The 26,728-nt window shown below is 60.2% G+C and carries 28 protein-coding genes; 10 read left to right on the top strand and 18 right to left on the bottom strand.

Annotated features, from left to right (window positions below; genetic code table 11):
• Positions 1 to 299: 299 nt before the first annotated feature.
• Entirely contained in the window at positions 300 to 1,481 is a 1,182-nt protein-coding gene (locus tag ACOERD_RS10320; RefSeq protein WP_419737631.1) for an ISNCY family transposase, read from the bottom strand.
• A gap of 176 nt (positions 1,482 to 1,657) precedes the next feature.
• Between ACOERD_RS10320 and ACOERD_RS10315 the strand changes: the two genes are divergently transcribed.
• The 7 genes from ACOERD_RS10315 to ACOERD_RS10285 are packed head-to-tail and all read left to right on the top strand — an operon-like array spanning position 1,658 to position 8,152.
• Positions 1,658 to 2,872: a glycosyltransferase family protein gene (locus ACOERD_RS10315; protein WP_419738971.1), complete on the top strand. Its 1,215-nt coding sequence runs from the start codon at positions 1,658 to 1,660 to the stop codon at positions 2,870 to 2,872.
• Entirely contained in the window at positions 2,869 to 4,116 is a 1,248-nt protein-coding gene (locus tag ACOERD_RS10310; protein WP_419738970.1) for a glycosyltransferase, read from the top strand. The genes ACOERD_RS10315 and ACOERD_RS10310 overlap by 4 nt, the downstream gene beginning before the upstream one ends.
• The gene (locus ACOERD_RS10305) at positions 4,116 to 5,192 is read left to right on the top strand and encodes a glycosyltransferase family 4 protein (protein ID WP_419738969.1); all 1,077 of its coding nucleotides are present in this window, start codon (positions 4,116 to 4,118) and stop codon (positions 5,190 to 5,192) included. The genes ACOERD_RS10310 and ACOERD_RS10305 overlap by 1 nt, the downstream gene beginning before the upstream one ends.
• Positions 5,189 to 5,773: a histidine phosphatase family protein gene (locus ACOERD_RS10300; RefSeq protein ID WP_419738968.1), complete on the top strand. Its 585-nt coding sequence runs from the start codon at positions 5,189 to 5,191 to the stop codon at positions 5,771 to 5,773. Before ACOERD_RS10305 ends, ACOERD_RS10300 begins: the two co-directional genes overlap by 4 nt.
• On the top strand, positions 5,770 to 6,912 hold the full coding sequence (locus ACOERD_RS10295) for a glycosyltransferase family protein (RefSeq protein ID WP_419738967.1): 1,143 nt from the start codon (positions 5,770 to 5,772) through the stop codon (positions 6,910 to 6,912). The genes ACOERD_RS10300 and ACOERD_RS10295 overlap by 4 nt, the downstream gene beginning before the upstream one ends.
• Positions 6,909 to 7,679 carry a polysaccharide deacetylase family protein gene (locus ACOERD_RS10290; protein WP_419738966.1) on the top strand — a complete coding sequence of 257 codons (771 nt, stop codon included), beginning with the start codon at positions 6,909 to 6,911 and terminating at the stop codon, positions 7,677 to 7,679. Before ACOERD_RS10295 ends, ACOERD_RS10290 begins: the two co-directional genes overlap by 4 nt.
• The gene (locus ACOERD_RS10285) at positions 7,676 to 8,152 is read left to right on the top strand and encodes a class I SAM-dependent methyltransferase (RefSeq protein ID WP_419738965.1); all 477 of its coding nucleotides are present in this window, start codon (positions 7,676 to 7,678) and stop codon (positions 8,150 to 8,152) included. Before ACOERD_RS10290 ends, ACOERD_RS10285 begins: the two co-directional genes overlap by 4 nt.
• Here ACOERD_RS10285 and ACOERD_RS10280 read toward each other — a convergent pair whose 3' ends face one another.
• Positions 8,153 to 9,295, bottom strand: a complete 1,143-nt coding sequence (locus tag ACOERD_RS10280; protein ID WP_419738964.1) for an alpha-D-ribose 1-methylphosphonate 5-triphosphate diphosphatase — start codon at positions 9,293 to 9,295, stop codon at positions 8,153 to 8,155.
• 53 nt (positions 9,296 to 9,348) lie between these two features.
• Here ACOERD_RS10280 and ACOERD_RS10275 point away from each other — a divergent pair, with 53 nt between their 5' ends.
• Positions 9,349 to 10,032: a DUF1045 domain-containing protein gene (locus ACOERD_RS10275; protein WP_419738963.1), complete on the top strand. Its 684-nt coding sequence runs from the start codon at positions 9,349 to 9,351 to the stop codon at positions 10,030 to 10,032.
• Here ACOERD_RS10275 and phnN read toward each other — a convergent pair.
• From phnN to phnG, 8 genes are read right to left on the bottom strand one after another with little or no spacing between them, the layout of a single operon-like run.
• A complete protein-coding gene (phnN, locus tag ACOERD_RS10270; RefSeq protein WP_419738962.1) occupies positions 10,014 to 10,562 on the bottom strand; it encodes a phosphonate metabolism protein/1,5-bisphosphokinase (PRPP-forming) PhnN in 549 nt (182 codons plus the stop codon). The genes ACOERD_RS10275 and phnN overlap by 19 nt on opposite strands.
• Complete coding sequence (gene phnL / locus ACOERD_RS10265) at positions 10,559 to 11,242, bottom strand: phosphonate C-P lyase system protein PhnL (RefSeq protein WP_419738961.1); 684 nt, start codon at positions 11,240 to 11,242, stop codon at positions 10,559 to 10,561. The genes phnN and phnL overlap by 4 nt, the downstream gene beginning before the upstream one ends.
• A gap of 22 nt (positions 11,243 to 11,264) precedes the next feature.
• A complete protein-coding gene (gene phnK, locus ACOERD_RS10260) occupies positions 11,265 to 12,035 on the bottom strand; it encodes a phosphonate C-P lyase system protein PhnK (protein WP_170377532.1) in 771 nt (256 codons plus the stop codon).
• Positions 12,032 to 12,892, bottom strand: a complete 861-nt coding sequence (locus tag ACOERD_RS10255; RefSeq protein ID WP_419738960.1) for an alpha-D-ribose 1-methylphosphonate 5-phosphate C-P-lyase PhnJ — start codon at positions 12,890 to 12,892, stop codon at positions 12,032 to 12,034. Before ACOERD_RS10255 ends, phnK begins: the two co-directional genes overlap by 4 nt.
• A complete protein-coding gene (locus ACOERD_RS10250) occupies positions 12,889 to 13,485 on the bottom strand; it encodes an HAD family hydrolase (RefSeq protein ID WP_419738959.1) in 597 nt (198 codons plus the stop codon). The genes ACOERD_RS10255 and ACOERD_RS10250 overlap by 4 nt, the downstream gene beginning before the upstream one ends.
• Positions 13,482 to 14,573, bottom strand: coding sequence for a carbon-phosphorus lyase complex subunit PhnI (locus tag ACOERD_RS10245; RefSeq protein WP_419738958.1), 1,092 nt, complete (start codon positions 14,571 to 14,573; stop codon positions 13,482 to 13,484). The genes ACOERD_RS10250 and ACOERD_RS10245 overlap by 4 nt, the downstream gene beginning before the upstream one ends.
• A gap of 3 nt (positions 14,574 to 14,576) precedes the next feature.
• Positions 14,577 to 15,152: a phosphonate C-P lyase system protein PhnH gene (gene phnH / locus ACOERD_RS10240; protein ID WP_419738957.1), complete on the bottom strand. Its 576-nt coding sequence runs from the start codon at positions 15,150 to 15,152 to the stop codon at positions 14,577 to 14,579.
• Positions 15,152 to 15,610, bottom strand: a complete 459-nt coding sequence (gene phnG, locus ACOERD_RS10235; RefSeq protein ID WP_419738956.1) for a phosphonate C-P lyase system protein PhnG — start codon at positions 15,608 to 15,610, stop codon at positions 15,152 to 15,154. The genes phnH and phnG overlap by 1 nt, the downstream gene beginning before the upstream one ends.
• Positions 15,611 to 15,713: 103 nt before the next feature.
• Between phnG and phnF the strand changes: the two genes are divergently transcribed.
• Positions 15,714 to 16,424 carry a phosphonate metabolism transcriptional regulator PhnF gene (phnF, locus tag ACOERD_RS10230; RefSeq protein ID WP_419738955.1) on the top strand — a complete coding sequence of 237 codons (711 nt, stop codon included), beginning with the start codon at positions 15,714 to 15,716 and terminating at the stop codon, positions 16,422 to 16,424.
• A gap of 140 nt (positions 16,425 to 16,564) precedes the next feature.
• Here phnF and ACOERD_RS10225 read toward each other — a convergent pair whose 3' ends face one another.
• From ACOERD_RS10225 to phnC, 5 genes are all read right to left on the bottom strand, one after another.
• Complete coding sequence (locus tag ACOERD_RS10225; protein ID WP_419738954.1) at positions 16,565 to 17,179, bottom strand: chloramphenicol acetyltransferase; 615 nt, start codon at positions 17,177 to 17,179, stop codon at positions 16,565 to 16,567.
• Positions 17,180 to 17,195: 16 nt separating this feature from the next.
• Positions 17,196 to 18,554, bottom strand: a complete 1,359-nt coding sequence (phnE, locus tag ACOERD_RS10220; protein ID WP_419738953.1) for a phosphonate ABC transporter, permease protein PhnE — start codon at positions 18,552 to 18,554, stop codon at positions 17,196 to 17,198.
• Positions 18,551 to 19,432: a phosphonate ABC transporter, permease protein PhnE gene (phnE, locus tag ACOERD_RS10215; protein ID WP_419738952.1), complete on the bottom strand. Its 882-nt coding sequence runs from the start codon at positions 19,430 to 19,432 to the stop codon at positions 18,551 to 18,553. The genes phnE (ACOERD_RS10220) and phnE (ACOERD_RS10215) overlap by 4 nt, the downstream gene beginning before the upstream one ends.
• A gap of 66 nt (positions 19,433 to 19,498) precedes the next feature.
• Positions 19,499 to 20,401, bottom strand: coding sequence for a phosphonate ABC transporter substrate-binding protein (gene phnD / locus ACOERD_RS10210; RefSeq protein ID WP_419738951.1), 903 nt, complete (start codon positions 20,399 to 20,401; stop codon positions 19,499 to 19,501).
• Between the two features lie 67 nt (positions 20,402 to 20,468).
• A complete protein-coding gene (gene phnC, locus ACOERD_RS10205) occupies positions 20,469 to 21,290 on the bottom strand; it encodes a phosphonate ABC transporter ATP-binding protein (protein ID WP_419738950.1) in 822 nt (273 codons plus the stop codon).
• Positions 21,291 to 21,459: 169 nt separating this feature from the next.
• On the opposite strand from phnC, the gene rpe reads away from it, so the two are divergent.
• A complete protein-coding gene (gene rpe, locus ACOERD_RS10200; protein ID WP_419738949.1) occupies positions 21,460 to 22,149 on the top strand; it encodes a ribulose-phosphate 3-epimerase in 690 nt (229 codons plus the stop codon).
• 36 nt (positions 22,150 to 22,185) lie between these two features.
• On the opposite strand, the gene ACOERD_RS10195 is transcribed toward rpe, so the two are convergent.
• The 3 genes from ACOERD_RS10195 to fusA form a co-directional block, all read right to left on the bottom strand.
• Complete coding sequence (locus ACOERD_RS10195; protein ID WP_419738948.1) at positions 22,186 to 23,127, bottom strand: lipid A-modifier LpxR family protein; 942 nt, start codon at positions 23,125 to 23,127, stop codon at positions 22,186 to 22,188.
• 229 nt (positions 23,128 to 23,356) lie between these two features.
• A complete protein-coding gene (gene tuf, locus ACOERD_RS10190) occupies positions 23,357 to 24,532 on the bottom strand; it encodes an elongation factor Tu (RefSeq protein WP_170642526.1) in 1,176 nt (391 codons plus the stop codon).
• Positions 24,533 to 24,592: 60 nt separating this feature from the next.
• The gene (gene fusA, locus ACOERD_RS10185) at positions 24,593 to 26,710 is read right to left on the bottom strand and encodes an elongation factor G (RefSeq protein ID WP_170375372.1); all 2,118 of its coding nucleotides are present in this window, start codon (positions 26,708 to 26,710) and stop codon (positions 24,593 to 24,595) included.
• Positions 26,711 to 26,728: the final 18 nt, after the last annotated feature.

The raw sequence follows: 26,728 nt of genomic DNA, 5'->3' as shown, positions 1-26,728 counted from the left end.
ACACCGTACAGAACCTGTTGGACGTGTTCAAATCCTCACGCCCGGCTGATTTCGCCCTTTGAACGAAACGGCAAAGACTGGTGCAAATTGAACCCATATCCTCAATATCCTGTTGCCAAATCGCCATGTTTGGCACATTTGCAGGCGGGCGATTTCCCCTTGTCGAGAACATTCTGAATTGTCCGGTGTAGGTAACATGCCAATTGTCCGCTTCAGTTGATTGCGCGGTGGCCCAATTCGGAGGGAGCCGTAGGCGACCGTAGATTTGGGCCACCGCGTTCGCGCCACGTCGAAGCGGGTCACGCGACTTTGTGTTTGCTATCCTCCTGTGTGATGGGTGATCCGTCAGGCTGGTAGCGGCCAATGCATCTCGGGCCGTGGAAGATGACCAGTTGACCATCGGGGTATTCGTGGACCCTGACCTTCGCCTTGACGAAATGATGACGGTGCCTGTCTGCCGCGATCTGCATGACCAGGCCCTTGTAGCGCACCGTATTGTCGTTGCCGACGACGCGGTCTTCCTGCACACACAGGGTGTCGCGCACATTGCCTGTAAACGGCACGAAGGCCGAGGTCGTATCCTCCGGCTCCTTTGCAAACAGGGCATTGTGTTCGGGAAGATAGACCTCTTTCAGGAACTGATTGGCCTCTTCAATGGTTGTGATCCCATGGGACCGCAGTTCCTGCGGCAATCGGTTCTGGAACGTGCCAAACATGCGTTCAGACCGTCCACGGGCCTGCGGTGAATAGGCCGGGATCAGCTCAATGCCGAGTTGCTGCAAGGCGCGCCCGACCTGGGTCAGATTGTCCTTGTCCACTTTGCCGCCCGCTTCGGGCGTATGCCAGTAATGAGAGCCCCGATCGGCATAGAGCGAGCAAAACAGACCTTGCGCCTCGATCACCTCTGTCAGCCCCTGAAAACTGCTCATCGTCCCTTCTTCCTCGACAAAGAATGCCGAATAAACCCGGTTGGTGGCATCGTCCATGGTGACGATCAGATCCCACCACTGACCCGGAACCCATTCATGGCTGGAGCCGTCCTGATGCAACATCATGCCAACCATCGGACGGCGGGGCCGCTTGCGCCGATGGGCACCTCGTCGGGGTGCTGCCTGAACCCGGCCGTGGCGCTGCAGTGTAAGCCGCACCCAGTTGTAGCTCTGTGTGAAACCATGGTGGGCCACCAGCTTCTCGTGGAAATGCTTCGGCGTGTAATCCCAGTACTTGGTATCAAACAGTTCAAGCATCTCCATGACCTTATCCGTGGCAACACGATTGTTGGCCAGTTTGCCAAGCCGACGGTCGTACAGACCTTCTGCACCATCCGCCTCAAATCGATCCTCCCAACGCCTGACGGTGCGCACGGATACACCCAGTATCTCAGCCGCCTGTTCTTGCGTCAGCTTGTTCGCGCTTCGCCGCGAATACACATCTTCAAACTTCATCAGTCGAACTTCCTGTAACACTTCTGCTCGGTTCATAACGCCTCCTCTCAGAGACAGAATAGAACCGGACAGATCGCATGTTACATACACCGGACATATCGCGTGTTAGCGACAGCGGGCGATTTCCCCTTTGGCAAGCGCAGCATAAGGATATACGGTATCGCTTGCATACGCGCGGATGTAGTACCCAGACCAATAAGACGGGCGACCCTATGAGCCTAGGCAAAAAACAAGACAATCCGGACCGCGCGCCGCGCCTGCTATTTTACAGCCACGATACCTTTGGGTTAGGCCACTTGCGCCGTTCGCGTGCGCTGGCGGCAGCGATGACCGAAGCCGACCCAAGCGCGTCCGCCCTGATCCTGACCGGATCGCCTGTGGCCGGGCGTTTCACCTTTCCCCGCCGCGTCGACCATGTGCGCTTGCCGGGGGTAACCAAACGCTCGGACGGATCTTACGCGGCCCGCACGATTGGCATGGGCATTGATGAGGTGACCGAGCTGCGCTCGGGTCTGATCAAGACAGCCGTTCAGCAATTCGACCCCGACGTCCTGATCGTCGACAAGGAACCCACGGGCTTTCGCGGTGAACTACTGCCAACGCTTGAATTCCTCGAACAGTCCTGCGACACCAAGCTGGTTCTGGGCCTGCGCGATGTTCTGGACGAGCCCGAGGTTCTGGCCGCCGAATGGGATCGCAAGGACGCGATCGCCGCGACCGAGCGGTTCTATCACGAAATCTGGGTCTACGGGTTGCATTCGATCTACGACCCGACCGAGGGTCTGCCCCTCAGCGCAGCGGCCCGATCACGCCTACACTGGACCGGCTATCTGCGCCGCGATCTCGGCCCGGTCGGAGAGCCCCCGGAACAGCCCTATATCCTGATCACGCCCGGTGGCGGCGGCGATGGAAAGGCGATGGTCAACCTGGTCCTCTCGGCCTACGAACAGGACCCGACCCTGTCGCCCCGCGCGGTGCTGGTTTATGGACCCTTCCTGTCCGGCGAGTCACGCGATGAATTTGAAACCCGCGTGGCCGCGCTGAACGGGCGCGTGACAGCCGTTGGATTTGAATCCCAGATCGAAACGCTTTTTGCCGGGGCGGCGGGCGTCGTCTGCATGGGGGGCTACAACACCTTCTGCGAAGTCCTGTCCTTCGACAAACGCGCCGTCATCGTACCCCGCACCACGCCTCGATTGGAACAATGGATACGCGCCTCGCGCGCTGAAAACCTTGGCCTTGTCCGGATGCTGGACGAACAGCGCGACGGCTTGACGACCGACGCGATGATCCGCGCCATCCGCGAATTGCCGCGACAGCCCCTGCCCTCGCAGGCGATCAGCGACGGCTTGCTGGACGGGTTGGACTATGTAACAGGCCGCATCGATGCGCTGCTGCACCGGGAACAGGAACGAGCGACCGGATGACATCCCAAAACCCGAAACTCGCGGTGCTGGTCAAAGGATGGCCGCGCCTGTCCGAGACGTTTATTGCACAAGAACTGGTCGCCTTGCAGGAGGCTGGCCATCAGTTTGACATCTGGTCCTTGCGCCACCCAACCGACACCAAGCGCCACCCCCTGCATGACCGGTTCAAGGGGCAGGTGCGCTATCTGCCTGAATACCTCTATCAGGAGCCGCAACGCGTCTTGGCCGCACGGGCCATCGCCCAACGCCTGCCGGGCTATGCCGAGGCCTACCGCGTGTGGCGGCAAGACCTGCGCCGCGACCCGACCCACAACCGCATTCGCCGCTTTGGACAGGCCTGCGTTTTGGCGGCCGAGCTGCCAGACGCGACGCGGGCGCTCTATGCCCATTTCATGCACACGCCCTCATCGGTGGCGCGCTATGCCGCGATCATGCGCAACGTACCGTGGAGCTTTTCGGCCCACGCCAAGGATATCTGGACCTCGCCCGAATGGGAAAAACGCGAAAAGCTGCAAGCGGCGACCCATGGGGCCGCCTTTGGGGCCACCTGCACCGCTATAGGGGCCGCCCATTTGCGGGAGCTGGCGGATGACCCCGCACGCGTTGATCTCATTTACCATGGGTTGGACCTTTCCCGGTTCCCAAACCCGCCGGACCGGAAGCTGCGCGCAGCGGACGGGCCGTTTCACATGATCTCAGTCGGGCGACTGGTCGAGAAAAAGGGCTTCGATCGGCTGATTGATGCCTTGGCCTTGCTACCCGAGGCGCTGGACTGGCACTGGACCCATATCGGCGGCGGCGCTTTGGGGGACGTACTACGCGACCGCGCCACGGCAGCCGGAATCGCCGACCGGATCAGCTGGAAAGGCGCCTGCGATCAGCCCGAAGTGATCGAAGCCATGCGCGCGGCCGACCTCTTCGTCCTGCCCAGCCGCATTGCAGAGGATGGCGATCGCGACGGGTTGCCGAATGTTTTGATGGAGGCTGCTTCGCAACTCCTGCCGATCCTGTCGACGCCGGTGTCCGCAATTCCTGAGTTCATCACCTCAGGCACCCACGGCGTCCTGTCGGATGACGATCCAAAGGCACTGGCCAACGCGATGCTGGCACTTGCGAACGATCCCGAAGCCACCGCCAAAATGGCCCGGGCCGCCTATGACCGTTTGCTGGCCGAGTTCCGGATGGACCCGGGTATCGCGCGGCTTTCGGATCGGCTGAACGCTTTGTGCCTGGAAACGGTCTAATGGCGCGCGTGGCGTTTTACGCCCCCATGAAATCCCCACACAGCCCGACCCCTTCGGGCGACCGCGAGATGGCGCGGAACCTGATCACCGCCATTGCAGCCGAAGGAGACCAAGTAGATCTCGTCTCCGAGCTGCGGATCTATGACAAGCATGGAGATACCTCCAAACAGCGCGCCTTGCGCGCGGCGGCCGAAGCCGAAACGCAACGCCTGATTGCTGAGCTGCCGCAAGACACGTCGATTTGGGTGACCTACCACAACTACTACAAAGCCCCGGACCTGATCGGCCCGCAGGTCTGTGCGGCGCGACAGATCCCATATGTTCAAATGGAAAGCACACGGGCCAGCAGCCGCCTGAAGGGGCCTTGGGCCGGGTTCGCGCAATCTGCCCATGAGGCCTGCGATGCGGCCAAGGTGATTTTCTATCACACCGCAAATGACCTGATCACGTTGGAGCGCGACCGCTTTGGCACTCAGGCTCTGGTCGAATTGCCTCCGTTTCTGCCGATCAGGGATTTGCCACCTCAGGCCGCGGCCGAGGGTCCGATGCTGGCCGTCGGCATGATGCGGCACGGGGACAAGCTGGCCTCATATCAGCTGCTGGCCGAAGCTCTTATATTTCTCACTGGCGATTGGCGGTTGCAGATCGCAGGCGACGGACCGGCCCGAAGTGAAGTTGAAGCACTCATGGCCCCGTTCGGCGAAAAGGTCACGTTCCTTGGCCAACTGGACCAGGAGAGCCTGAGCCACCTCTATCAGAATTCGGGGTTTCTGGTCTGGCCCGGCGTCAACGAAGCCTACGGCATGATCTATCTTGAGGCTCAGGCCGCAGGCCTGCCAGTGGTCGCGCAAGACCGCCCCGGAGTACGCGACGTGCTTTCGCCTTCGGACTACCCCAGTGTCGAACAAGCGGCGCGAGGCCTGGCCCAGCGCATGCGGACCCTGTTGCAGATGGGCGAAGAGCGGGGACGCCTTGGGCGTGAAGCCCGCCAATACGTGGCTGATCGCCACCTGATGCCGGGTGCGACACGACGGTTCTGGCAGACCATCCGCCCCATGCTGGAGGTTTCCGCATGACCAGACTGGCCTTGCTGCGACACGGTCATACGCCCTGGAACCGCGCCGGACAGATTCAGGGGCGTAGCGACATCGCGCTGGACCCCGAAGCGCGGGCTGAACTGTCTGGCTACGCCCTGCCCGCCTCTTGGGAGCAGGCTCAGATCTGGGCCAGCCCGTTGCAGCGCGCGTTTGAGACAGCGCAGATCGTCTCAGGCCGTGTCCCGATGACCAGCGATGCGCTGATCGAGATGAATTGGGGCGATTGGGAAGGCTTGCGCGGTGTAGACCTGATTGCAGACTCTTCCAGCGGCTACAGGCATATCGAGGATTGGGGTTGGGACTATCGCCCGCCAAATGGCGAAAGCCCGGCTGAGGTTGCAGATCGTCTCGCGCCTTGGCTGGCAGAACTCCGGCAAGACGCGCTTGCTGTGTGCCACATCGGCATCATGCGGGTCATTCTGGCGCGGGCCTGGGGATGGGATTTTGAAGGCCCCGCCTCTTTCAAAATCAAGCGCAACAGGCTCTATGTCATCGACATGGAGACAATGACGCCTGAAGCGGAACCGACCCGCCTGATCAAGCGCGAGGCCACGACATGAAAGTGATGCTTGTCGTCACCCACCTGTTGGGAACCGGGCACCTAAGCCGAGCCTTGACGCTGGGGCGCGCTTTTTTGGGTGCAGGCCATGAAGTGATGGTGGTGTCTGGTGGCATGCCAGCGCCTCAGCTTGACAGCACGGGCCTGACGCTGTTTGGTCTACCGCCGCTGCGCTCGGATGGGACCAACTTTACCCGGCTGTTGGGTGAAGACGGCAAAGAGGCTGATGAAACCTATCGCAACGCGCGGACCGTGGCGTTGGTTGAGGCTGTCCGCTCGTTCCAGCCGGACGTTTTGATCACCGAGCTTTTCCCCTTTGGCCGCCGCGTATTGGCGAATGAATTCGAGGCTGCACTGACCGCCGCGCGGGCACTGCCTCACCGCCCCGTCATCCTCAGCTCAATCCGCGATATTCTGGCACCGCCGTCCAAACCCTCCAAGGCTGAACGGGCCGATGAGATTATTGACGCGTTTTATCACGGTGTTCTGGTTCACGCGGATGAACGTATCACACCGCTCAGTGTCAGCTGGCCCGTCTCGGAGCGGCTGTCCGGGTATTTGCACTATACCGGCTTTGTCGCGCCGGTTGCGCCGCAGCCCCATCCGGACGGTGTTGGTGAGGGAGAGATTCTGGTCAGCACGGGCGGTGGATCGGTAGGGCAGCCGATCTTTCGCGCGGCCATCGAGGCCGCCCGAGAGATGCCCAACAGGCGCTGGCGCCTGTTGGTGGGCGGGCGTGATGCAAAGGCACGCGTTTCTGAACTGTCCCAATTGGCCGAAGGCGCACCTGTTTTCATCGAACCCGTCCGCCCGGATTTTCGGCAAATGCTCCCTCATGCAGCGGCATCGGTGAGCATGTGCGGCTACAACACCGCGATGGACCTGCTGCAATCGGGTACTCCGGCGGTGATGGTGCCCTTTGATGACGGGAATGAAGTGGAACAAAACCTGCGCGGGCAAAGCCTGTCTGCGCTTTCTGCGATGGAGGTTCTTCTCAGCAAAGACCTTGACGCGGCCCGCCTTTCCGCGGCCCTGAAACGGGTCATTTCTGACGTGCCCCGTTCGACACAGGGCTTTGGCTTCGACGGAGCACAGCGCAGCGTTGAGATCGCTCAGAGGCTCTGGGACGCGCGCAGATGATGGTAGACTGGCACATATTGGACGAAGAACTGGCCATTTGGCGCGACCAAGGGCTGTCTTTTCCGCTGTGGTGGCGGGACGACGATGCGATTGCTCCGACCCCTCAGCTGGACCAACTCTCCGCTTTGTCTGAACGGCTTGGGATACCGGTTCATCTTGCGATCATCCCGCGTAATGCTACGAGCGAACTGGCGTCTTACATGGCGCAACGGCCGAACCTGATACCGGTTGTCCACGGCTGGGCGCACGAAAACCGCGCTCCGCCAGAGGAAAAGAAATCCGAATTTCGCCTGCACCGTCCCATGGAGACGATCTTGCAGGACGCCGAGGCCGGTATGACGCGCCTGCGGTCTCTGTTTCCGGACAGTTTGCGGCCCATGTTCGTCCCGCCGTGGAACCGTATCGCGCCCGAGATTGCCGCGCATCTGCCCGATCTCGGGTATGAAATCCTCTCGACCGCGACCCCTCGGGCATCAGCGCAGGCCACGCCGGGTTTGGAGCAGGTGAACACCCATATCGACCCGATCGACTGGCGCGGCAGCCGGAGCTTGGTGGATCCTGACGCGCTTGTCCAGAAAACCACCGCGCTGCTGCGTGACCGCCGGGAGGAGCGCGCCGACAACAGTGAACCGCTTGGCGTATTGACCCATCATCTGGTCCATGATCAAGACATCTGGGCCTTTACCGAAGCTTTGCTGAAACACCTGCTGGACGGGCCGGCGACCCTCTGGACCGCCCCCAGACACGGAAACGGAGACCCCGAATGAGCCGACTGGATTCCATGCTGCGCCGCCTGACCGCGCAACGCGACGGGCTGAACTGGGCCGCTGCGAAGATCGCTAATCAGAAAGGTGATGTGCTGGACATGGGGCTCGGCAATGGGCGCACCTATGACCACCTGCGTGAAATCCTGCCCGAGCGCCGCATCTGGGTGATGGATCGCGTTCTGCAATGCCACCCCGACAGCACTCCGCCAGAACAGGATTTCCTGCAGGGCGAGGCCGAACCTATGCTGCAAAAGCTTGCCAGCGCAGGCCACAAGATGGCGATGGCGCACTACGATTTCGGCCGAGGGATCAAAGCGGAGGACGTGGCCGAGGCGACACGCCTCAGCCCTCTGATTGCGCAGGTGATGCAGCCCGGCGGGTTGCTGATCTCGGGCCAGCCGCTGGTCGGGTTCGATCAGATCGAGGGACCTGAAACCATCGCTCCGGACCGCTACCTGTTCTACATGGCCTGATCAGGCAACGCGCCGCCCACGCGACCAGACCGCATTCAGGGCGGGAACACCTGCCCGCATGCGGAACCGGATCAGATCCGCGCGGGCGCCGGTGCGCAACACGCCCCTGTCCTCGAGCCCCACGGCCTGCGCCGGGGTCTGGGTCACGGTCCGCAGCCCGCGCGCCATGTCGTCCCACATCTGTCCCAGCCGCACAGCCGAAAGCAGCAGCGCCGAGGGCACGTAATCAGACGAGATGATGTCCAGATGGCCCAGCTCGGCCAGCTCCTGCGCCGCGACATTGCCCGAATGCGACCCGCCACGGATGATGTTCGGCGCCCCCATCATGACCTTGATCTCGTGCGAGTGGCAGGCTTGGGCAGCTTCGACCGTTGTCGGGAACTCAGCCAGACGAATGCCGTGACCTGCGGAAACCTGGACCTGCTCTTCCGTCGTATCATCGTGGCTGGCCAGAACCGCACCAAAACGGTTGGCAGCCTTAACAGTCTCAACCTCATGCTTTTCACCATTGCGGTCGCGCAACCCTTTCAGATGGGCCACGTGTTGCATGAACGTATCATCGTCCATGGCGTATTTGCCCTTCATATAGGCCTCAAGTTTCGAGAGATCGCGAAACTGCCTCTGACCCGGCGTGTGATCCATGATCGAGACAAGGCCAACACGGTCCTCAGGGCCGAATTCGTCCAGCTCCTCGACCAGTGTTTCCGAACACACCTCGGCCCGGAGATGAAGGAAGTGGCTGATCTTCAGCGCATCCTGTTCGCGCAGGTCCCAAAGCTCCTGCGACAGCCCGCGCGCGTATTTCAGATACCGGGCCGAGCCCGAGGGGATGGACCCGATCCGCATTGCGTCAAACACGGTGGTGATCCCGGTGCTTGCCAGCTCGGCATCATGGGCGAGGATCGCAGCGGCGTGGGGCCAGTCGACCTTGGGACGCGGCTGAATGTGACGCTCAAGGTTGTCAGTGTGCAGCTCGACCAGACCCGGGCTGATATAGTCGCCTTCACAATCAACCGCACCCGCAGGGACCGAAGCGCCTGTGTCGATATCCGCAATGCTGTCGCCTACGACTCGAACACGCCCCGTAACAGTTTCGTTCGGCAGAACGAGCGTGGCATTGGCAAGGATCATTTCTTCTGTCATCTGAACTTCACACAGTTTGAGCTATTGAACGGGCCACGCAATAGGAGGCCAATGTGACATTCACGCGATACGCGATCTACTATGCCCCCCCTGCCGATGCAGAGTGGACGCAATTTGCTACCAGCTGGCTGGGCTGGGACATGGAAACCGGGGTACCGGTGGCGCATCCCACCGTGGACAGCATCGACGTTGCATCCGTCACCGAAGTGCCGCGCAAATACGGGTTGCACGCGACGATGAAACCTCCGTTCCGGCTGCGCGACGGGCAGACGGTTGAGGCGCTCTACGAGGCCTGCACCACGCTGGTCGCGCGCCATGCGCCGGTCTCGCTGGACGGGCTTGAGATCGCGCGGCTGGGCCGGTTTCTGGCCCTGCGCCCGGTCGGAGAGACCCATGCCCTGAACGCCCTCGCCGCGGCCTGTGTGCAAGAGCTTGACGGGTTTCGCGCGCCTGCGTCCGAGGCCGAACTGGCCCGCCGCCGCGCGGCAAAACTGACCCTGGAGCAGGACGTCAATCTGGTGCAGTGGGGCTATCCTTACGTGCTGGAGGCCTTCCGGTTCCACATCACGCTGAGCGGTAAACTGGCCAAACCCGTGCTGGCGGAGGTCGAAGCGGCTTTGGACACGCATCTGGCCCCAAAACTGCCCACACACTTCCGGATCGAGGATCTGGCCCTGATGGGCGAGGCCCAGGATGGACGTTTTCACCTGATCCATCGTTACGCCCTTTCCGGCTGAAGCCGCGCAAGGATCGCGTTGACCGTATCGTCCAACGCGCCCGAGTTGTCGATCTCGATCACCCGGCGCAACCCTTCGGGCAGCGGCGCTTTGGCACGTCCAAGGCGCTTGGCCTGTTCTTCGGTGGTCTCGCGCCCCCGTGCCGCAAGACGCTGTTCCAAAACCTTTGCGTCAGCGGTCAAGGAAATCACAATAAGGTCCCCAAAGACCTCCTGCGCTTGCAGCAGAACCGCGCGGGAGAAATTGACCAGCACAGCCTGACATTGCTGGCGTTGTTCCGCGATCTGCACCGGCACGCCGTAGTGCAACCCATGTGCCCGCCAGTGCATCGAGAAGGCACCATCCAGCACCATCTGCTCAAACACTTCGACCGAGACCCGGTCGAAATCCTCGCCCTCTTCCCCCTCGGGCCGCGTGATCACGCGACGCAGGCGCTGAACCCCCGACGCGCGAGCCTCCAACGCGGCCATGACGCTGTCCTTGCCCACGCCTGAAGGGCCAACAACCGCTATGACGGGTGCTAGGCTCATGCTGCCTGTCCGGGCGTGAATTCCGAGACATTCACTGAACGGTCGCACACACGCTCGCGCGCCTCGACGTCGTGAAAAATCCCAACAATTGCGGCGCCGCGGGCCTTGGCCTCTTCGATCAGCGACAAAACCGTTTCCCGGTTCTGCGCGTCCAGACTGGCCGTCGGCTCATCCAGCAGCATCGCCGGGTAGTCATGCGCAAAACCGCGTGCGATGTTCACACGCTGCTGCTCACCGCCCGAAAACGTGGTCGGGCTGAGCGACCAGAGCCGTTCGGGAATGTTCAACCGCGCCAGCAACCCCGCCGCCTTGTCCAAAGCGGCTTTCCGGTCACTGCCCAGCGCCAAAAGCGGCTCGGCCACAACCTCAAGCGTAGGGACCCGAGGGACAACCCGTAGGAACTGGCTGACATAGCCCAACGTCTCACGCCGCAGCGCCAGAATCTCACGCGGTTGGGCTTTCGCCACGTCCACCCCGCCGACCAACACCGTGCCAGAGGCCGCGAGGTAGTTTCCATAAATCACCCGCATCAAGGTGGATTTGCCCGCGCCCGAGGCTCCGGTCAGGGCAACGCATTCACCGGGGGACACCTTCAGCGAGGCACCCTCCATCACCGGAATGACCACACTGCCCTGATTGTGCAGGGTAAAGCTCTTGCTGACGTCTGTAAGCTCAATCATCGATTCATCTTTTCCCAAATACTCAAACCTGCAGAACGCTGGATACAAGCAGCTGCGTATAGGCATGTTGTGGATCGTCCAGCACCTGATCGGTCAGGCCGGTTTCCACCACATGGCCGTCTTTCATCACCATCAACCGATCCGCCAACAGGCGCACAACGGCCAGATCATGGGTGACGATGATTGCGCTCAGCCCCATCTCACGCACCAATCCGCGCAACAGATCCAAAAGCCGCGCCTGAACTGAGACGTCCAGCCCTCCGGTCGGTTCATCCATGAACACCAGCCGAGGCCCCGTCACCAGATTGCGCGCGATCTGCAAGCGCTGCTGCATCCCGCCCGAGAACGCAGTCGGGCGATCATCGACCCGCGCCTCGCTGATCTCGACCCGACCCAGCCAATCGATTGCCTTGTCGCGAATGTCACCGTAATGACGATCGCCGACGGCCATCAGGCGCTCGCCGATATTGCCGCCAGCACTGACCGACATGCGCAGCCCATCACGGGCGTGTTGATGAACAAAGGCCCAGTCCGTGCGGCTTAGCATCCGCCGCTCGGGCTCGGACATGGTGACCGTATCCACCGGACCGTCTGCACGGGTGTCAAAGATCACCTGCCCCGCATCGGGTTCTAGGTGACCTGCCAGACAATTCAGCAACGTCGATTTGCCCGACCCGCTTTCGCCAACGATCCCCATCACCTCACCCGGATAGAGATCAAAACTGACATCCGTACATCCGATCCGGGCACCGTAGCTTTTTTCGATATCCTTGACTTGCAACAGCGGGGTCATGCCGCGTCCTCTCTGGTCATGGGGCCTTGGTGGCCCGCCTCACGGCGCGACCGGCAGTAGTCCGTATCCGAGCAGACAAACATCCGATTGCCCGCGTCATCCATGATGACTTCGTCCAGATAGCTGTCTTCGGCCCCGCAAAGGTCGCAGAGGTGATCGGCTTTGGAGGCCTCGAACGGGTAGTCCTCGAAATCGAGGCTGACGACCTTGGTATGGGGTGGCACCGCGTAGATCCGCTGTTCGCGCCCCGCGCCAAACAGTTGGATCGCGTCCATTTGCAGCTTCGGGTTGTCAAACTTCGGAATCGGCGACGGGTCCATCACATAGCGGTCCGACACTTTGACCGGATACGCATATGAGGTCGAGATCGCACCGTGTTGGCTGATATCTTCATAAAGCTTCACATGCATCAGCCCGTATTCCTCAAGGCTGTGCATCTTTCGCGTCTCGGTCTCGCGTGGTTCGAGAAAGCGCAAAGGCTCAGGGATCGGGACCTGATAGACGAGGATCTGATCCTCGGTCAGCTTTGCCTCGGGGATGCGGTGGCGGGTCTGGATGACGGTGGCCTTCTCAGTCTCTTCCGTGGTCGCAACACCGGCCGTGTTTTCAAAGAACTTGCGGATCGACACTGCGTTGGTCGTGTCATCTGCACCCTGATCAATCACCTTGAACGTATCGTCGGGCGTCAACGTTGCCGCCGAGACCTGAACACCGCCGGTACCCCACCCATAGGGCATCGGCATCTCGCGGCTGGCAAAGGGCACCTGATATCCCGGAACCGCCAACCCTTTGAGGATTGCCCGGCGGATCATCCGCTTGGTCTGTTCATCCAGATAGGCGAAGTTGTACTCGTTCATAGCAAACCTCTTTCAGTCAAAGCGGCATCCAAAGCCTGCGGCGAGGTGAAATGAATAGCGTCCATACCTACAGCCCTCGCGCCTTCGACATTGTGCAGGCCGTCGTCGATGAACACGCAGTCTTCGGGCGCATGGCCGGATCGCTCGCACAGGATCTCGAAAATCCGGGCGTCGGGTTTCATCACCCCCTCCTGCCCCGACACGACCAGAGTGCCAAAGACCTCGCCCAATCGCGGTTGGGCCTTAAGCCCCTCGGGCCAGGTTTCCGCCGACCAGTTGGTGATGGCGTGGACCGGCGTGCCTTGCGTCTTCAGGCGTTCCAGAACGTCCCATGTGCCGTGGATCGGTGTCTCGACCGTGCGGGCATAGAGGTCGACATAGGCTGCGAACAGTTCCTGATCGCGCGGGTCCGAAAGCTCCTGCGCCATATCGGCGAAGCGCTCTCCATTGTCGCCCCTTGCGTTGCGCGCCAGGAAATCTGTCCTTTTGATGAACGCGTGCGCGGCGTCTTCCGACCCCAGCGCCTCGACCCAGGCCAGATGCGGTTGCCAATCGACAAGCACGCCACCGATATCAAAAACCACCGCTTTCATTCTGCAGCCTCCTTGGGTGCTATGCGTTCTTCCGCCTCCCGGCGCAGCTTGCGCACGAGTTCCAGTTCGGATTGGAAATCCACGTAATGCGGCAGCTTGATGTGTTCGAGGAACCCGGTGGCCTGAATATTGTCCGCATGGCTGAGGACAAATTCCTCATCCTGCGCGGGGGCCCCCAGATTGTCTTCGCCCAGCTCTTTCCACCGCAACGCCCGGTCGACCAAAGCCACCGAGATCGCTTTGCGCTCGGACTGACCAAAGACCAGACCATAGCCGCGAGTGAACTGCGGCGGTTCCGTCTTGGAGCCTTGGAACTGGTTGACGGTTTCACATTCCGTCAGTTCGACCTCACCGATATCAATAGCGAAACCAAGCTCGGGGATATCTATCTCGACCGCGACTTTGCCGATCCGCAATTCGCCGACAAAGGCGTGGTTACGGGCGTAGCCGCGTTGGGTTGAATAGGCCATGCCCAGAACGAACCCCTCATCCCCACGGGTCAGAGCCTGCAAACGCAGCGGGCGGTTCGATGGAAACTCCATCGGCTCCCGCGTCAGGTCGCCCGGTGCGTCCTCGCTGAGCGGCTCGTCTTGAATAACACCCTCACCCTTGAGGAAGCTGGTGATATGCGGTGTCGGTTCTTGCCGGGCGTCGCCTTTGGGCGCGGGGGAAATTTCACCATCGGCGGCCAGTTTGAAATCCAACAGCCGGTGGGTGTAGTCAAAAGTGGGCCCCAGTACCTGCCCCCCCGGCGCGTCCTTGAACGTGGCCGAAACGCGACGGTCGCAGGCCATGTCGCCCGTCTTGACCGGGTTGGAATAGCCAAACCGAGGCAGCGTGGTGCGATAGGCGCGGATCAGAAAGATCGCCTCGATCAGATCCCCACGCGCCTGCTTGATCGCCAGCGCCGCGAGGTCCGGGTCGTACAGGGACCCCTCGGTCATGACCCGATTGACGGCAAGACTTAGCTGTTCGCGGATTTGCGCGATACTTAGATCGGCGATGTCAGTATCGCCCCGGCGCTCTTCGGCCAGCCAGGCATGGGCGTTTTCGATGGCCTTTTCACCACCTTTGACGGCTACATACATCGGTTATCCCTCGGCCTTGATCTGCGTGCTGCGCGGCAAGGCTGCGACCTGATCTGCGCAGGTGAAGAAGAAGTCACAGCCCAACGGATAGAGCATCGCGTTGCCCTGCAGCACCCCGATATCCGGCAGTGACAGGCGTGCCGTGGTCTTGATTCCCGGCCCGCTTAGAACCGCACCCTTCGGCGCGAGCGTATCACTCTCAACAATCAAAGTGGCCGAGCGATCGGGGTATTCGGACGTGCCGATCCGGTAGTCGCTCAGAGGCATCAGGTCAGACCAGCGGCCCACGGCGAAATCTGCTTTCGACGCCTCGACGATTGGCGCATCTGTATGAAACCTGAGCCATTGACGCATATCCGGCGTATCTGCCGCGCCCGCCAGATAAACGCCCGTATCCGCGTCACAAAGTGTTAGCAGCAGAGTGCCTGCCGCAACCGATAGCGGTGCCGGAGGTTCCGCCCCGACCAGCGTTCTGATCTCACCAGGGCGCGCCATCACCGTCATCGCGGCCCGAAACGCGTGCGCGGCATCGCGCGGGGCGTCCTGAAATCCACCTGAGAAGTGCGTTTGTGCGTTCATCAGTCCTCTCCCCGGACCAGCGTAAAGAACTCAACCTTGGTGGCCGCCGCTTTTGCCGCCCGCGCCTTGCGCTTATCTTGCATCTGGGTCTTGAGCGGCGTGATCACCAGTTCGGTCAGACGATCCGCGGCCTCGGTCTGCATCAGCGCATCGATCAGCGCGGCAGCCTCAGCCTTGGGCTTTGAGCGGCCTTGAACATAACCATGGCCCACGGTGCCATCCTCCAACGCCAATGAGCAGCGCGTGACCGTCATTTCACCCAGGTTGAACGGCGCGCCGATAGTGCCTGCACGACCGCGCACCATCACGCCGCCAATCTCGGGGCTGCGCAGCCATTTGAACGATGGACGATCCGCCACCCTGTCCCAAAGCGGCATCATCGCATCCTCGGGCGCGCGGGCCAGCAGGCCCATCCACTCCTGACGCGTGATCCCGTTGCTTTTCATCTGTTCTGTCATCGAAAGCCCTTGTCGCGGTTGTCTACTCGACCTATACAACTAGACAAATATTAACCTGCATCCGCCTTCCAGGCAATCCATGAGACCGTGAAGTTTTGATGACATGAGCAAAACACCGATCTGGAAAAGCATCGCACTCAGCCTGACCTCGGATATCGCCGAGGGGCGCTTTGGCACCGGTGACCGCCTGCCGACCGAGGCGCAACTGGCGGCAACACACGGCGTCAATCGGCACACCGTCAGGCGCGCATTGGCCGAGCTGGCGGAGCAAGGGTTGGTTCAGCCTCGACGCGGGGCGGGTGTCTTTGTCACCGCGCGACCAACGGATTATCCGATCGGCAAACGAGTTCGTTATCACAAGAGCATTTCCGCCAGCGGCAAGATACCGGGCAAGCGTATCCTGTCCCTGACCACCCGCGCTGCGGATGAGGCCGAAGCCGAGGCACTGGCTTTGCAGCCCGGCGATCCGGTTCACGTCTATGACGGATTATCTTTGGCAGATGGTCAGCCCATTGCGCTGTTTCAAAGCGTCTTTCCAGCGCTCAGACTGCCCGACATTCTCACCCACCTAACCGAAACCCAATCCGTCACCAAGGCGCTTCAGCTTTGCGGAATTGAGGATTTCATACGGACATCAACAAGGTTGACGGCCCGCGCAGCCACAGCGACACAGGCGCTGCACCTGAACCTCAACGAAGGCGCGCCGATCCTGCACTCTCTGGGGATCAACACCACCACAGAAGGGCAACCGGTCGAGTATGGAAAAACCGTTTTCGCCGGTGAGCGCGTAACCCTGACGCTGCACGAGACCTGATCCGGGGGTGCTCCCGCCCGTCTTCAGCCTCCTGTCGGAGGCCTCATCCTGTTGGGGGTCGCGCCGCGCAAAGCGCGGCGCTGGGCCTAAGGCCGCCAATGGGTATCGGCGTAGCCGATGCACTTGCGGGCGCGGGAGGTTTACTCGTATTTCTCCAGAAACGCCTCAATGTGCAACGCGCGGAAATCCGGCAGCACGTCGCGCAATCTATCGTGGCTCCAATCCCACCAGGCCAGAGCAAGTAGCCTCTCCAACACCTGCTCGGGAAAGCGCCGCCGGATCGGTTGCGCGGTCACCCCGGCAACGATCGTGTAGGGGGCGACATCCTTGGTCACGATCGCACCGGACGCTACAACCGCCCCGTGCCCGATCTTCACCTCGGGCTTGATGATCGCCGCGTGGCCGATCCAGGTGTCATGGCCAATCGACGCTTGTCGCCCGGCACGATGGGCAAACCACTCTGCATCGTCTTCCGCATCCTCCCAATAATCCGCTGAGCGATACAGGAAATGATGCAGCGAGGCTTTCTCCATCGGATGGTCCGTCGCGCCGATCCGGGTGAAGCTGGCGATATTGGCGAATTTACCGATCTCTGCGTTGGCAATGTCACAGGTTCGGTCGCAATAGGAGTAGTCACCGAACCGCGAATTGGCGACCCGTGTCCCGGCGCCGATCTCGACATAGGCTCCAAAACTGCTACCCGAGATCTGGCAATCCGGATGGATGAAAGGCTGATTATAGCGCAGGCGCGTCATACTAATCCCGATACGTTCAGGACTGCAGCTTGGCCGCACCGCGCGGCTTGCGCTTTTTACCGGCGTCGCCCTGAATCAGACGCTTGCGCAACCAGCCCGAGAACCAATCCATCAACATCACCATCAGAATGATGAGAACGATGTAATAGGCGACCTCTTCCCAGTCTTTCTGCGTGATGATCGCCTGCGTCAGCAACAGACCAATCCCGCCACCAGTGATCGCACCAATCACGGTCGCGCTGCGGGTGTTGGACTCGAGGAAATACAAAAGCTGGCTGAGCAGAACCGGAGTGATCTGCGGGATCACCCCAAAGCGATAGCGCTGCGGCGCATTGGCCCCGGTCGACTGGACGCCTTCGATCTGCTTGTTGTCGACATTCTCCAGCGCCTCGGAGAAGATCTTGCCGAAGGTTCCGGTATCGGTCACCAGAATGGCCAGGGCCCCAGTCAGCGGTCCCGGGCCAAAAGCACGCGCCAGAACCACGGTCCAAATCAACGCGTCCACGCCGCGTACAAAGTCAAACACGCGCCGCGTTGCAAAGCGGACCGAGCGCAGCGGGTTGAAGTTCCGCGTCGCAAGAAAGGCCAGAGGCAACGCAATCATGCCCGCGCCCAGCGTGCCGAGAAACGCCATCAGGATCGTCTCGAAAATCGCCCAAGCCACGTCCTGGTGCCGCCACATCTTGTTGGTCCAGAAGTCATTCACGATCGTGCCTGCCTCACCAGATGCTGCGAGGCTCACCAGCTCGGGAAAGGACTTGCCGTAATAGGGGCTGTCGAGCGTGAACCAGAACAACTCCCACCCGGTGAAGTAACGGAACACCTCGGACCGGTTGCGGGTGACGGTCAGACGGCCTGCATCAGTTTTGATGGCCAGACGGTTCTTGGAAACATTGATCCAGTCCGGAACTTCTCCGGCAGGAAGTTCGGCCTGCACACCGGCCGACCGGCTGGGGGTTGCGCGTACTGTGCCGTAGCCTGGGATGTCGTATTCGACTGTCTCAGGCCCGAAACGCACCACATGGCCGTCTTCCAGATCGATCACCGTGGTCTCACCCAGCGCGACCCAATCGGGTGCTGTGCCATCGGGATAGCTCCCTTTCCGCTCACCTTCGATCGCGGCGGAGACCTGGCCAGTGCGGTTATCGCGTTCAATATGCGTCTTGTAGCTGTAGCTGTCCGCCACCAGCGTCTTGCCGTTTTCCCAGTTGGCCCGTTCGGTCAATCCCGGAACGTCGAAGGCAAAGAAGACGTAGATTAGGTATAGGGCAACCAACCCCGGCAGCCCGAAATTCACGATGCGTTTGCGGCTGAACAGGCGGTCCGCTTCGGCCTTCAGGTCGTCAATCGACAAATCGGTGGCAAAGGTACTCATGCCGAGGCTCCTATTTCCGACCCGTGGGTCAGACGGTCGCGCAGATAGCCAGAGATCTGATCAACGACCACAATTGTAACGAAGAGAAGGATGAAGATGGCCGCGGCCTCATCGTAGCGTCCCTGCCCCCAGGACATGGCGTTGCGCAGCTCATAGCCCAGACCTCCGGCACCGACAAAGCCAAGGATGGCCGAAGCGCGGATATTGATCTCGAACCGCAGCAAAGCGTAGCTGACATAGTTCGGGCCGACCTGAGGGATCACGCCCAGATACATGCGCTGTGACCAGTTGGCACCAACCGACTGCAAACCTTCAACAGGTTTGAGAGAGGCGTTTTCATTCACCTCAGAGAACAGCTTGCCCAAAGCGCCTGCGGTGTGGATGGCAATGGCTATCATCGCGGGCACTGGCCCACCGCCCAGAATGAAAATCAGAACCAGAGCAATCACGATTTCCGGGATCGCGCGGCAGATATCCGAGATCCGACGGAACAGCGGTATCAACGCGGGCCAAAGCGCCATGCCCCGCGTCGCCATCAGGGCCAGAAACGTGCCCGCAATCGTCCCGATCAGGGTCGAGGCGGCGGCAATGTTGATCGTCTCGATCAGGGCCGGGAAGAACTCGACCAAATTGGCCGGCATCTCGGCGATCTTTTCCCACGCCTCGGACAGAACCTCGGACGGGTAGTCCAGAATCCGATGCCAGCCATCTGAAAAACTGCCTGCATTGCGGTCATCAGCCGTGCGGAAGCCTGCTGCCATCAAGGCAACGAACAGGATCAGGAGGATACCACCATAGACCCGTTTGCGCCGCGTCATCGCGGTATAGTCGTCGCGGATCTGATCGACGCTATAGGACCCTGCCGAAAGGTCAGTCATGGAATGCTCCTGAGTGGAAAACGGGGTCCGGCAAAATACCGGACCCCGCGTATTGAAGAGACAAGCTTAGTTTGACTTCAGCTTGCGCGCTTCGATGATGATTTCGTAGGCGTCGTGAGTGATAGGATCAAAGCTTTTAGCTTCGCCCGCAGCAACACCGTAGAAGCAATCGCGGTCTTTTTCCGACAGGGTGTCCCACAGCTTGGTCACTTTGGCTTTGACGTCAGCAGGCAGGGCCTTGCGGACAACGACCGGACCTTCCGGGATCGGCTCGGATTTCCAGATCTGCACCAGATCGTTCATGTCGATCAGACCGGCATCAACGGCACGGCGCAGGGCGCCCGACTGGTAGCCGTCTTCCCATTCGCCCAGACCGTCGGCCCAGGTCACACCGCCATCGACGTCGCCGTTGTTCACGGCAACGATGGTCTGCTCATGACCGCCGGTGAACTTCACTTCACCGAAATAGTCGCCCGAATCCATGGTCGCGCCGGTGGCGGCAGGGATTTCGATCGACGGGATCAGGTAGCCCGAGGTCGAGTTCGGATCGCCGAAGCCAAAGGTCTTGCCCTTCATGTCTTCCAGCGAGGTGATGCCACTGTCTTTGCGCGCAAACCCGATCGAGTGATAGCCGAAGCCGCCATCGGTGTTGACCTTGACCAAAACCGGCTCAACCGCTTCGGGGTCGGAAAGGTAGGTTTTCGCGTAACCCGACGCGCCCAGCCAGGCTACGTCAATAGTGCCGCCCAGCAGACCCTGGATCACACCGTTATAGTCGGCAGGGGCAAACAGCTTGGCCGGAACACCCAGAGCCTCTTCGGTGTAGACGCGCAGGCACTCGTTGTTGTTCAGACGGTCCTGAGCGTTCTCACCGCCCAGAATGCCGATACGCAGCTCGGAAATCTCCTGAGCCATTACAGGCGCGGCCATGGCAGTGGTCGCAACAAGGGCAGCAACTAGTTTTTTCATCTGTCTCTCTCCAGTTTGATGTTCCCGACCTCTCATCGGGCCGGGCGATGAAAGGGGTTGGGGTGGCTCAGACGGTCGCTTCAGCTTCCATCAGGGCCTTTTGCGTGGCGTCGAGGGTTTCGATCTCGGTCGAGGTCGCCTCTTCCGAGAAGCTGGCATCGGCGCCATAGATCTCGCGGGCGACACCGGTGGTTAGCTGCTCGGGCAGGCCGTCAAAGACGATACGTCCGTCGCGCATGCCCACCACGCGGTCGCAATAGCGGCGCGCAGTATCCAGCGTGTGCAGGTTGGCAATGACGGTGCGGCCGTCCTCTTCGTGGATGCGGCGCAGGGTCTGCATCACCACCTGCGCGTTCATCGGGTCCAGCGAGGCAATCGGCTCATCGGCAAGAATGATCTTGGGGTCCTGCATCAGGGCGCGGGCAATAGCCACGCGCTGCTGCTGACCGCCCGAAAGCGCCTCGGCCCGTTTGGGCGCATGTTCCGCGATGCCCAGACGATCGAGGATGTCGATAGCGCGGTGGACCTCATCCATCGGGAACAGGTTGAACATCGTAGCCAGAGTCGAGTGGCGGTTCAGCGTCCCGTGGAGCACGTTCGACACCACGTCCAGACGGGGCACGAGGTTAAACTGCTGAAAGATCATCGCACAATCGGCCTGCCAGGCACGCTTGTCGCGACCCTTCAACAGGGTCACGTCACGGCCTTGGAACAGGATCTCGCCATCGCTGGCATCCGTCAGGCGGTTGATCATGCGCAACAGCGTCGATTTACCGGCGCCCGAGCGACCGATGATGCCAATCATGCAGGGCTTGTCTACGTCCAGCGTTGCGGTATCCACCGCTACATTCTCGCCGAAGCGTTTGGTCAGTTTTTTGATGTGCAGCACGTGCCACCCCCAATTCGTGTTGGCGGGTAGCTACGGATTGCAATCAACGGATATGTGTCGGTTCAGTGAAAGTTTTGTAAACACCGCAGCCCGCACCATAGGGCCTACCCTTCAGGCTCATTCCCCGCTATACGCGCCCGCAACCCGAGTTTCCTGCATGAGGCCCGCTATGAGCTTTGACCGTTCCATCAAGATTGCTCCGTCGATCCTGTCCGCCGATTTCGCCAATTTCGGAGCCGAAATTCAGGCCATCGAGGCCCAGGGTGCCGATTGGGTCCATGTCGATGTCATGGATGGCCATTTCGTGCCAAACCTGACCTTCGGTCCTCCGGCGGTCAAAGCGTTTCGTCCCCATGTGAATACGGTCATGGATGTGCATCTGATGATCACGCCGGTCGATCCCTATATCCAGGCCTATGCCGATGCGGGTGCCGACATACTGACTGCCCATGTCGAGGCAGGCCCGCATACACATCGCACCCTGCAAGCCATCCGCGCGGCGGGCATGAAAGCCGGTGTTGCCTTGAACCCTGGCACCCCTGCCGAGGCGGTCGAACATCTGCTGGACCTCACCGATCTGGTCTGCGTCATGACCGTGAACCCAGGCTTCGGAGGCCAAAAGTTCATCGACATGACCACCAAAGTCCGCAAGCTCCGCGAGATGATCGGAGACCGCCCGGTGCATATCGAGATTGACGGCGGTGTTGACCCAAACACAGCCCCGCTGGTCGCAGCCGCAGGCGCGGATGTGCTGGTCGCGGGATCGGCCGTGTTCAAAGGTGGGTCGGTTGACCAACCTGACGTCTATGGTGCGAATATCGCTTCGGTTCGGGCGGCTGCGGAATCTGCATTGAAATAATGCTACTGGCCGCCGCTGTGTCACAGCGACATAAGGTCAGAACGAGATCTTGAAACTCAATGATCCAACAACCTGTCCTTCAGGTTGTTGGTTGAATTCTTCACTCAGATACGTTGCGCCGTAAAACAGAGTTCCGTATTTGGCCTCCCAGTTCAGACCAAGGCGCGCGCGATACCGTTCGTGTTTGAGGCTGACCTCCCCGGAATTCGGGATATATGCGCTGTCGGCCAAATAGGCTGCATCAAACCCGAACACGCCGCTGACACCCTTTGGTCCTATCCGCATAGAGCGATAGCGCTGCCCGGTGATCTTGTCGCGGATCAGTAGCTCTGACCGCCCCACCTGTCCAAAGGTCACGTCCATTCCAACGCGGGCAAGAGTTTCGTCTCCGGCCCGCACAGAAGCAAACGGGCGGAGGCGCGTGTTTCGGCCCAAATCCCACTCGCGCCCGATTTCCGCGACGACGGTGGGATAGAAATCATTGGAAATCTGATCATCTAGGATCGCCCGCGACGGTGGCGTGCTTCCGATCAGCTTATGAAATTCGGTCTGCAGGCTGTCCACGCCCGTTTGCGGCCCTACGGCCACCAATTCAGCGCCTACAGTGAACTGCGCACTACGTCTTTGAAAATGCGTATACGCACCAAGCGACAGGATTCCGGCATACTGTCTGTCTTGTGGGTTTGGCGTAACCAGGTCCTCGGGAGATATCATCTGCGTATACGCCCGAATCTCGATCACGTCCCCAAAGGTTTCGGGCAGATCGCCGCTCCAGCCGCGCGCAAGAATCCAGGACAGGTTCAGAGACGACGTCTGCCAACGGTCATGATCATCACCTATCAGATCATCCGTGAACATCCAGCCGAACCCGATCAGCTCTCGCTTTGGTGACTCTGTTGGTTGGGGCGTGGGAGACAAGGATTGCGCGAGCAGAAACTGCGGAACACACAAGAAGACAAGTGCCCAGAAAATCTTCATTGCCGTCCCCTTCCCTCTTCACGCCCTGCTGGTCATCAGGCGCGATACGTTTTCAAGGACCGTAAGAAAAGGTTTTGATTACAACAATATTTTCGTGCGCGAGTGCAGTGAGTTGCGGCCAAAAGGCAACATCTCCAACGCCCTGAGAAACATCCGGATCATAGCTGCATCAAACGAAAAAGGGCGTCCCGAAGGACGCCCTTTCCGTCTGATCATTCGCTTGCGCGACTTATTCAGTGATTTTCGACACAACGCCGGCGCCGACGGTGCGGCCGCCTTCGCGGATCGCAAAGCGCAGGCCCTGCTCCATCGCGATCGGCGCGATCAGCTCAACGCCGAACGACACGTTGTCGCCAGGCATGACCATCTCGGTGCCTTCCGCCAGGGTCACGGTGCCGGTCACGTCAGTGGTCCGGAAGTAGAACTGAGGACGGTAGTTCGCGAAGAACGGAGTGTGACGACCGCCTTCTTCCTTGGTCAGGATGTAGGCTTCGGCTTCGAACTTGGTGTGCGGTGTAACCGAACCCGGCTTACACAGAACCTGGCCACGCTCAACGCCGTCACGGTCAACACCACGCAGCAGCGCGCCGATGTTGTCGCCTGCTTCACCGCGGTCCAGCAGCTTGCGGAACATTTCAACGCCGGTGCAGGTGGTTTTCGAAGTGTCGCGGATGCCGACGATTTCGATTTCGTCACCAACGTTGATCACGCCACGCTCAACACGGCCGGTCACAACGGTACCACGACCCGAGATCGAGAACACGTCTTCGATCGGCATCAGGAACGGCTGGTCAACAGCACGCTCAGGGGTGTCGATGTACTCATCAACAGCCGCCATCAGTTCCTTGATCTTCTCTTCACCGATCTCAGGCTTGTTGCCTTCCATCGCAGCCAGAGCCGAACCTGCAACGATCGGAATATCATCGCCAGGGTATTCGTAGCTGGACAGCAGTTCGCGAACTTCCATCTCAACCAGTTCCAGCAGCTCTTCGTCGTCTACCTGGTCAACTTTGTTCAGGAACACGACCATCTTCGGGATGCCAACCTGGCGGCCCAGCAGGATGTGCTCGCGGGTCTGCGGCATCGGGCCGTCAGCGGCGTTCACAACCAGGATCGCGCCGTCCATCTGAGCGGCACCGGTGATCATGTTCTTGACGTAGTCGGCGTGGCCGGGGCAGTCAACGTGCGCGTAGTGGCGGTTCTCGGTCTCGTATTCCACGTGGGCGGTCGAGATGGTGATGCCGCGCGCTTTCTCTTCCGGCGCACCGTCAATCTGGTCATACGCTTTGAAGTCACCAAAATATTTGGTGATCGCTGCGGTCAGCGTCGTCTTGCCGTGGTCAACGTGGCCAATCGTGCCGATGTTGACGTGCGGTTTTGTACGCTCAAACTTTTCCTTTGCCATGATGGCCTCCTTTTTCGGTAATGAAGGGAGCGTGATACCCACGCTCCCTCAAATCTTTGGTTATGCGTATTTCGCCTGAATCTCGTCCGAGATGTTCTGCGGAACCGGATCGTAGTGGTCGAACTGCATAGTGAACTGGGCACGGCCCGACGACATCGAACGCAGAGTGTTGATGTAGCCGAACATGTTCGCCAGCGGAACGAACGCGTCGATCGCGATCGCGTTGCCGCGCGGCTCCTGACCAGACACCTGGCCACGCCGCGAGGTCAGGTCGCCGATGATACCGCCGGTGTATTCTTCCGGGGTGATCACTTCGACCTTCATGATCGGTTCCAGCAGTTTCGCGCCAGCTTTGCGCATGCCTTCACGCATACACATACGGGCTGCGATTTCGAACGCCAGAACACTCGAGTCAACGTCGTGGAACTTACCGTCCAGCAGGGCAACTTTGAAGTCGATCACGGGGAAGCCAGCCAGAGGGCCGCTGTCCATAACCGACTGGATGCCTTTTTCGACACCCGGGATGTATTCCTTCGGAACGGCACCACCAACGATGCGGCTCTCGAACGAGTAACCTTCGCCCGGCTCGGTCGGAGTGATCTCTAGTTTAACCTCACCGAACTGACCCGAACCACCCGACTGTTTCTTGTGGGTGTAGGTGTGCTCGACCGGCATCGAGATGGTTTCGCGATAGGCCACCTGCGGTGCACCAATGTTCGCTTCAACCTTGAACTCGCGCTTCAGACGGTCAACCAGGATGTCCAGGTGAAGTTCGCCCATGCCCTTCATGATGGTCTGACCCGATTCCAGGTCAGTTTCCACACGGAAGGACGGGTCTTCAGCGGCCAGACGGGCCAGACCCTGAGACATCTTCTCTTGGTCGCCCTTGGTTTTGGGCTCAACCGCGATCTCGATCACCGGATCGGGGAAGGTCATGGTTTCCAGAACCACCGGATCCTTCGCGTCACATAGGGTGTCACCGGTGGTGGTGTCTTTCAGACCCGCCAGCGCGATGATGTCGCCTGCAAACGCTTCCTCGATCTCTTCCCGGTTGTTCGAGTGCATCATCATCATACGACCGATGCGCTCTTTCTTACCTTTGGTCGAGTTCAGGATCGAGTCACCTTTGTTCATGGTGCCCGAGTAGATCCGAGTGAAGGTCAGCGAGCCAACGAAGGGGTCGTTCATGATTTTGAACGCCAGACCCGAGAAGGCCATTTCGTCGTCTGCACGACGGGCGATGTCACGAACTTCTTCTTCGTCGCCGGGTTTGAAGCCCATGTAGTCAACAACGTCCAGCGGGCTAGGCAGATAGTCGATCACAGCGTTGAGCAGAGGTTGAACGCCTTTGTTCTTGAACGCCGAACCACCCAGAACCGGAACGAACGCGATGTCCAGCGTACCTTTGCGCAGCAGGGCGCGCAGGGTCGGAACGTCGGGCTCATTGCCTTCCAGGTATTCCATCATCGCGTCGTCGTCCATTTCGACGGCCGCTTCGATCATCTTGCCGCGCCATTCGTCAGCCATGTCTTTCAGGCTGTCGCGGATCGGAGCTTTGATCCAGCTTGCGCCCAGATCTTCGCCCTGCCACAGCCACTCTTCCATGGTGACCAGGTCGATCAGACCTTCCAGCTCAGACTCGGCGCCGATCGGAATACCAACCGGAACAGCGCGTGCGCCGGTGCGGTCTTCGATCATGCGGACACAGTTGAAGAAGTCTGCGCCGATCTTATCCATCTTGTTGACGAAAACCATACGCGGAACTTTGTAGCGGTCAGCCTGACGCCACACGGTTTCGGTCTGGGGCTCAACACCTGCGTTTGCGTCCAGAACGCAGACGGCACCGTCGAGAACCGCCAGCGAACGCTCAACTTCGATGGTGAAGTCAACGTGGCCGGGGGTGTCGATGATGTTCAGGCGGTGCTTGGGGGTATCGGCGGTTTGACCGTCCTCGGTGCGCTCCCAGAAAGTGGTGGTCGCAGCCGAAGTGATGGTGATGCCGCGTTCCTGCTCCTGCTCCATCCAGTCCATGGTGGCTGCACCATCGTGCACCTCACCGATGTTGTGGGATTTACCAGTGTAATACAGGATACGCTCCGAGCAGGTGGTCTTACCTGCGTCGATGTGCGCCATGATACCGAAGTTACGGTATAGTTCGAGCGGATATTCGCGTGCCATTTTTGATAAGCCTCTGAA

The organism is Ruegeria sp., assembly GCF_965199275.1.
Taxonomy (GTDB): domain Bacteria; phylum Pseudomonadota; class Alphaproteobacteria; order Rhodobacterales; family Rhodobacteraceae; genus Ruegeria.
This window is presented reverse-complemented; position numbering and strand designations above follow the sequence as displayed.

Coding starts and splice junctions, on each gene's coding strand:
- ACOERD_RS10320 (WP_419737631.1), bottom strand. CDS start 1,481: ATGAACCGAGCAGAAGTGTTACAGGAAGTTCGACTGATGAAGTTTGAA.
- ACOERD_RS10315 (WP_419738971.1), top strand. CDS start 1,658: ATGAGCCTAGGCAAAAAACAAGACAATCCGGACCGCGCGCCGCGCCTG.
- ACOERD_RS10310 (WP_419738970.1), top strand. CDS start 2,869: ATGACATCCCAAAACCCGAAACTCGCGGTGCTGGTCAAAGGATGGCCG.
- ACOERD_RS10305 (WP_419738969.1), top strand. CDS start 4,116: ATGGCGCGCGTGGCGTTTTACGCCCCCATGAAATCCCCACACAGCCCG.
- ACOERD_RS10300 (WP_419738968.1), top strand. CDS start 5,189: ATGACCAGACTGGCCTTGCTGCGACACGGTCATACGCCCTGGAACCGC.
- ACOERD_RS10295 (WP_419738967.1), top strand. CDS start 5,770: ATGAAAGTGATGCTTGTCGTCACCCACCTGTTGGGAACCGGGCACCTA.
- ACOERD_RS10290 (WP_419738966.1), top strand. CDS start 6,909: ATGATGGTAGACTGGCACATATTGGACGAAGAACTGGCCATTTGGCGC.
- ACOERD_RS10285 (WP_419738965.1), top strand. CDS start 7,676: ATGAGCCGACTGGATTCCATGCTGCGCCGCCTGACCGCGCAACGCGAC.
- ACOERD_RS10280 (WP_419738964.1), bottom strand. CDS start 9,295: ATGACAGAAGAAATGATCCTTGCCAATGCCACGCTCGTTCTGCCGAAC.
- phnN (WP_419738962.1), bottom strand. CDS start 10,562: ATGAGCCTAGCACCCGTCATAGCGGTTGTTGGCCCTTCAGGCGTGGGC.
- phnL (WP_419738961.1), bottom strand. CDS start 11,242: ATGATTGAGCTTACAGACGTCAGCAAGAGCTTTACCCTGCACAATCAG.
- phnK (WP_170377532.1), bottom strand. CDS start 12,035: ATGACCCCGCTGTTGCAAGTCAAGGATATCGAAAAAAGCTACGGTGCC.
- ACOERD_RS10255 (WP_419738960.1), bottom strand. CDS start 12,892: ATGAACGAGTACAACTTCGCCTATCTGGATGAACAGACCAAGCGGATG.
- ACOERD_RS10250 (WP_419738959.1), bottom strand. CDS start 13,485: ATGAAAGCGGTGGTTTTTGATATCGGTGGCGTGCTTGTCGATTGGCAA.
- ACOERD_RS10245 (WP_419738958.1), bottom strand. CDS start 14,573: ATGTATGTAGCCGTCAAAGGTGGTGAAAAGGCCATCGAAAACGCCCAT.
- phnH (WP_419738957.1), bottom strand. CDS start 15,152: ATGAACGCACAAACGCACTTCTCAGGTGGATTTCAGGACGCCCCGCGC.
- phnG (WP_419738956.1), bottom strand. CDS start 15,610: ATGACAGAACAGATGAAAAGCAACGGGATCACGCGTCAGGAGTGGATG.
- phnF (WP_419738955.1), top strand. CDS start 15,714: ATGAGCAAAACACCGATCTGGAAAAGCATCGCACTCAGCCTGACCTCG.
- ACOERD_RS10225 (WP_419738954.1), bottom strand. CDS start 17,179: ATGACGCGCCTGCGCTATAATCAGCCTTTCATCCATCCGGATTGCCAG.
- phnE (WP_419738953.1), bottom strand. CDS start 18,554: ATGAGTACCTTTGCCACCGATTTGTCGATTGACGACCTGAAGGCCGAA.
- phnE (WP_419738952.1), bottom strand. CDS start 19,432: ATGACTGACCTTTCGGCAGGGTCCTATAGCGTCGATCAGATCCGCGAC.
- phnD (WP_419738951.1), bottom strand. CDS start 20,401: ATGAAAAAACTAGTTGCTGCCCTTGTTGCGACCACTGCCATGGCCGCG.
- rpe (WP_419738949.1), top strand. CDS start 21,460: ATGAGCTTTGACCGTTCCATCAAGATTGCTCCGTCGATCCTGTCCGCC.
- ACOERD_RS10195 (WP_419738948.1), bottom strand. CDS start 23,127: ATGAAGATTTTCTGGGCACTTGTCTTCTTGTGTGTTCCGCAGTTTCTG.
- tuf (WP_170642526.1), bottom strand. CDS start 24,532: ATGGCAAAGGAAAAGTTTGAGCGTACAAAACCGCACGTCAACATCGGC.
- fusA (WP_170375372.1), bottom strand. CDS start 26,710: ATGGCACGCGAATATCCGCTCGAACTATACCGTAACTTCGGTATCATG.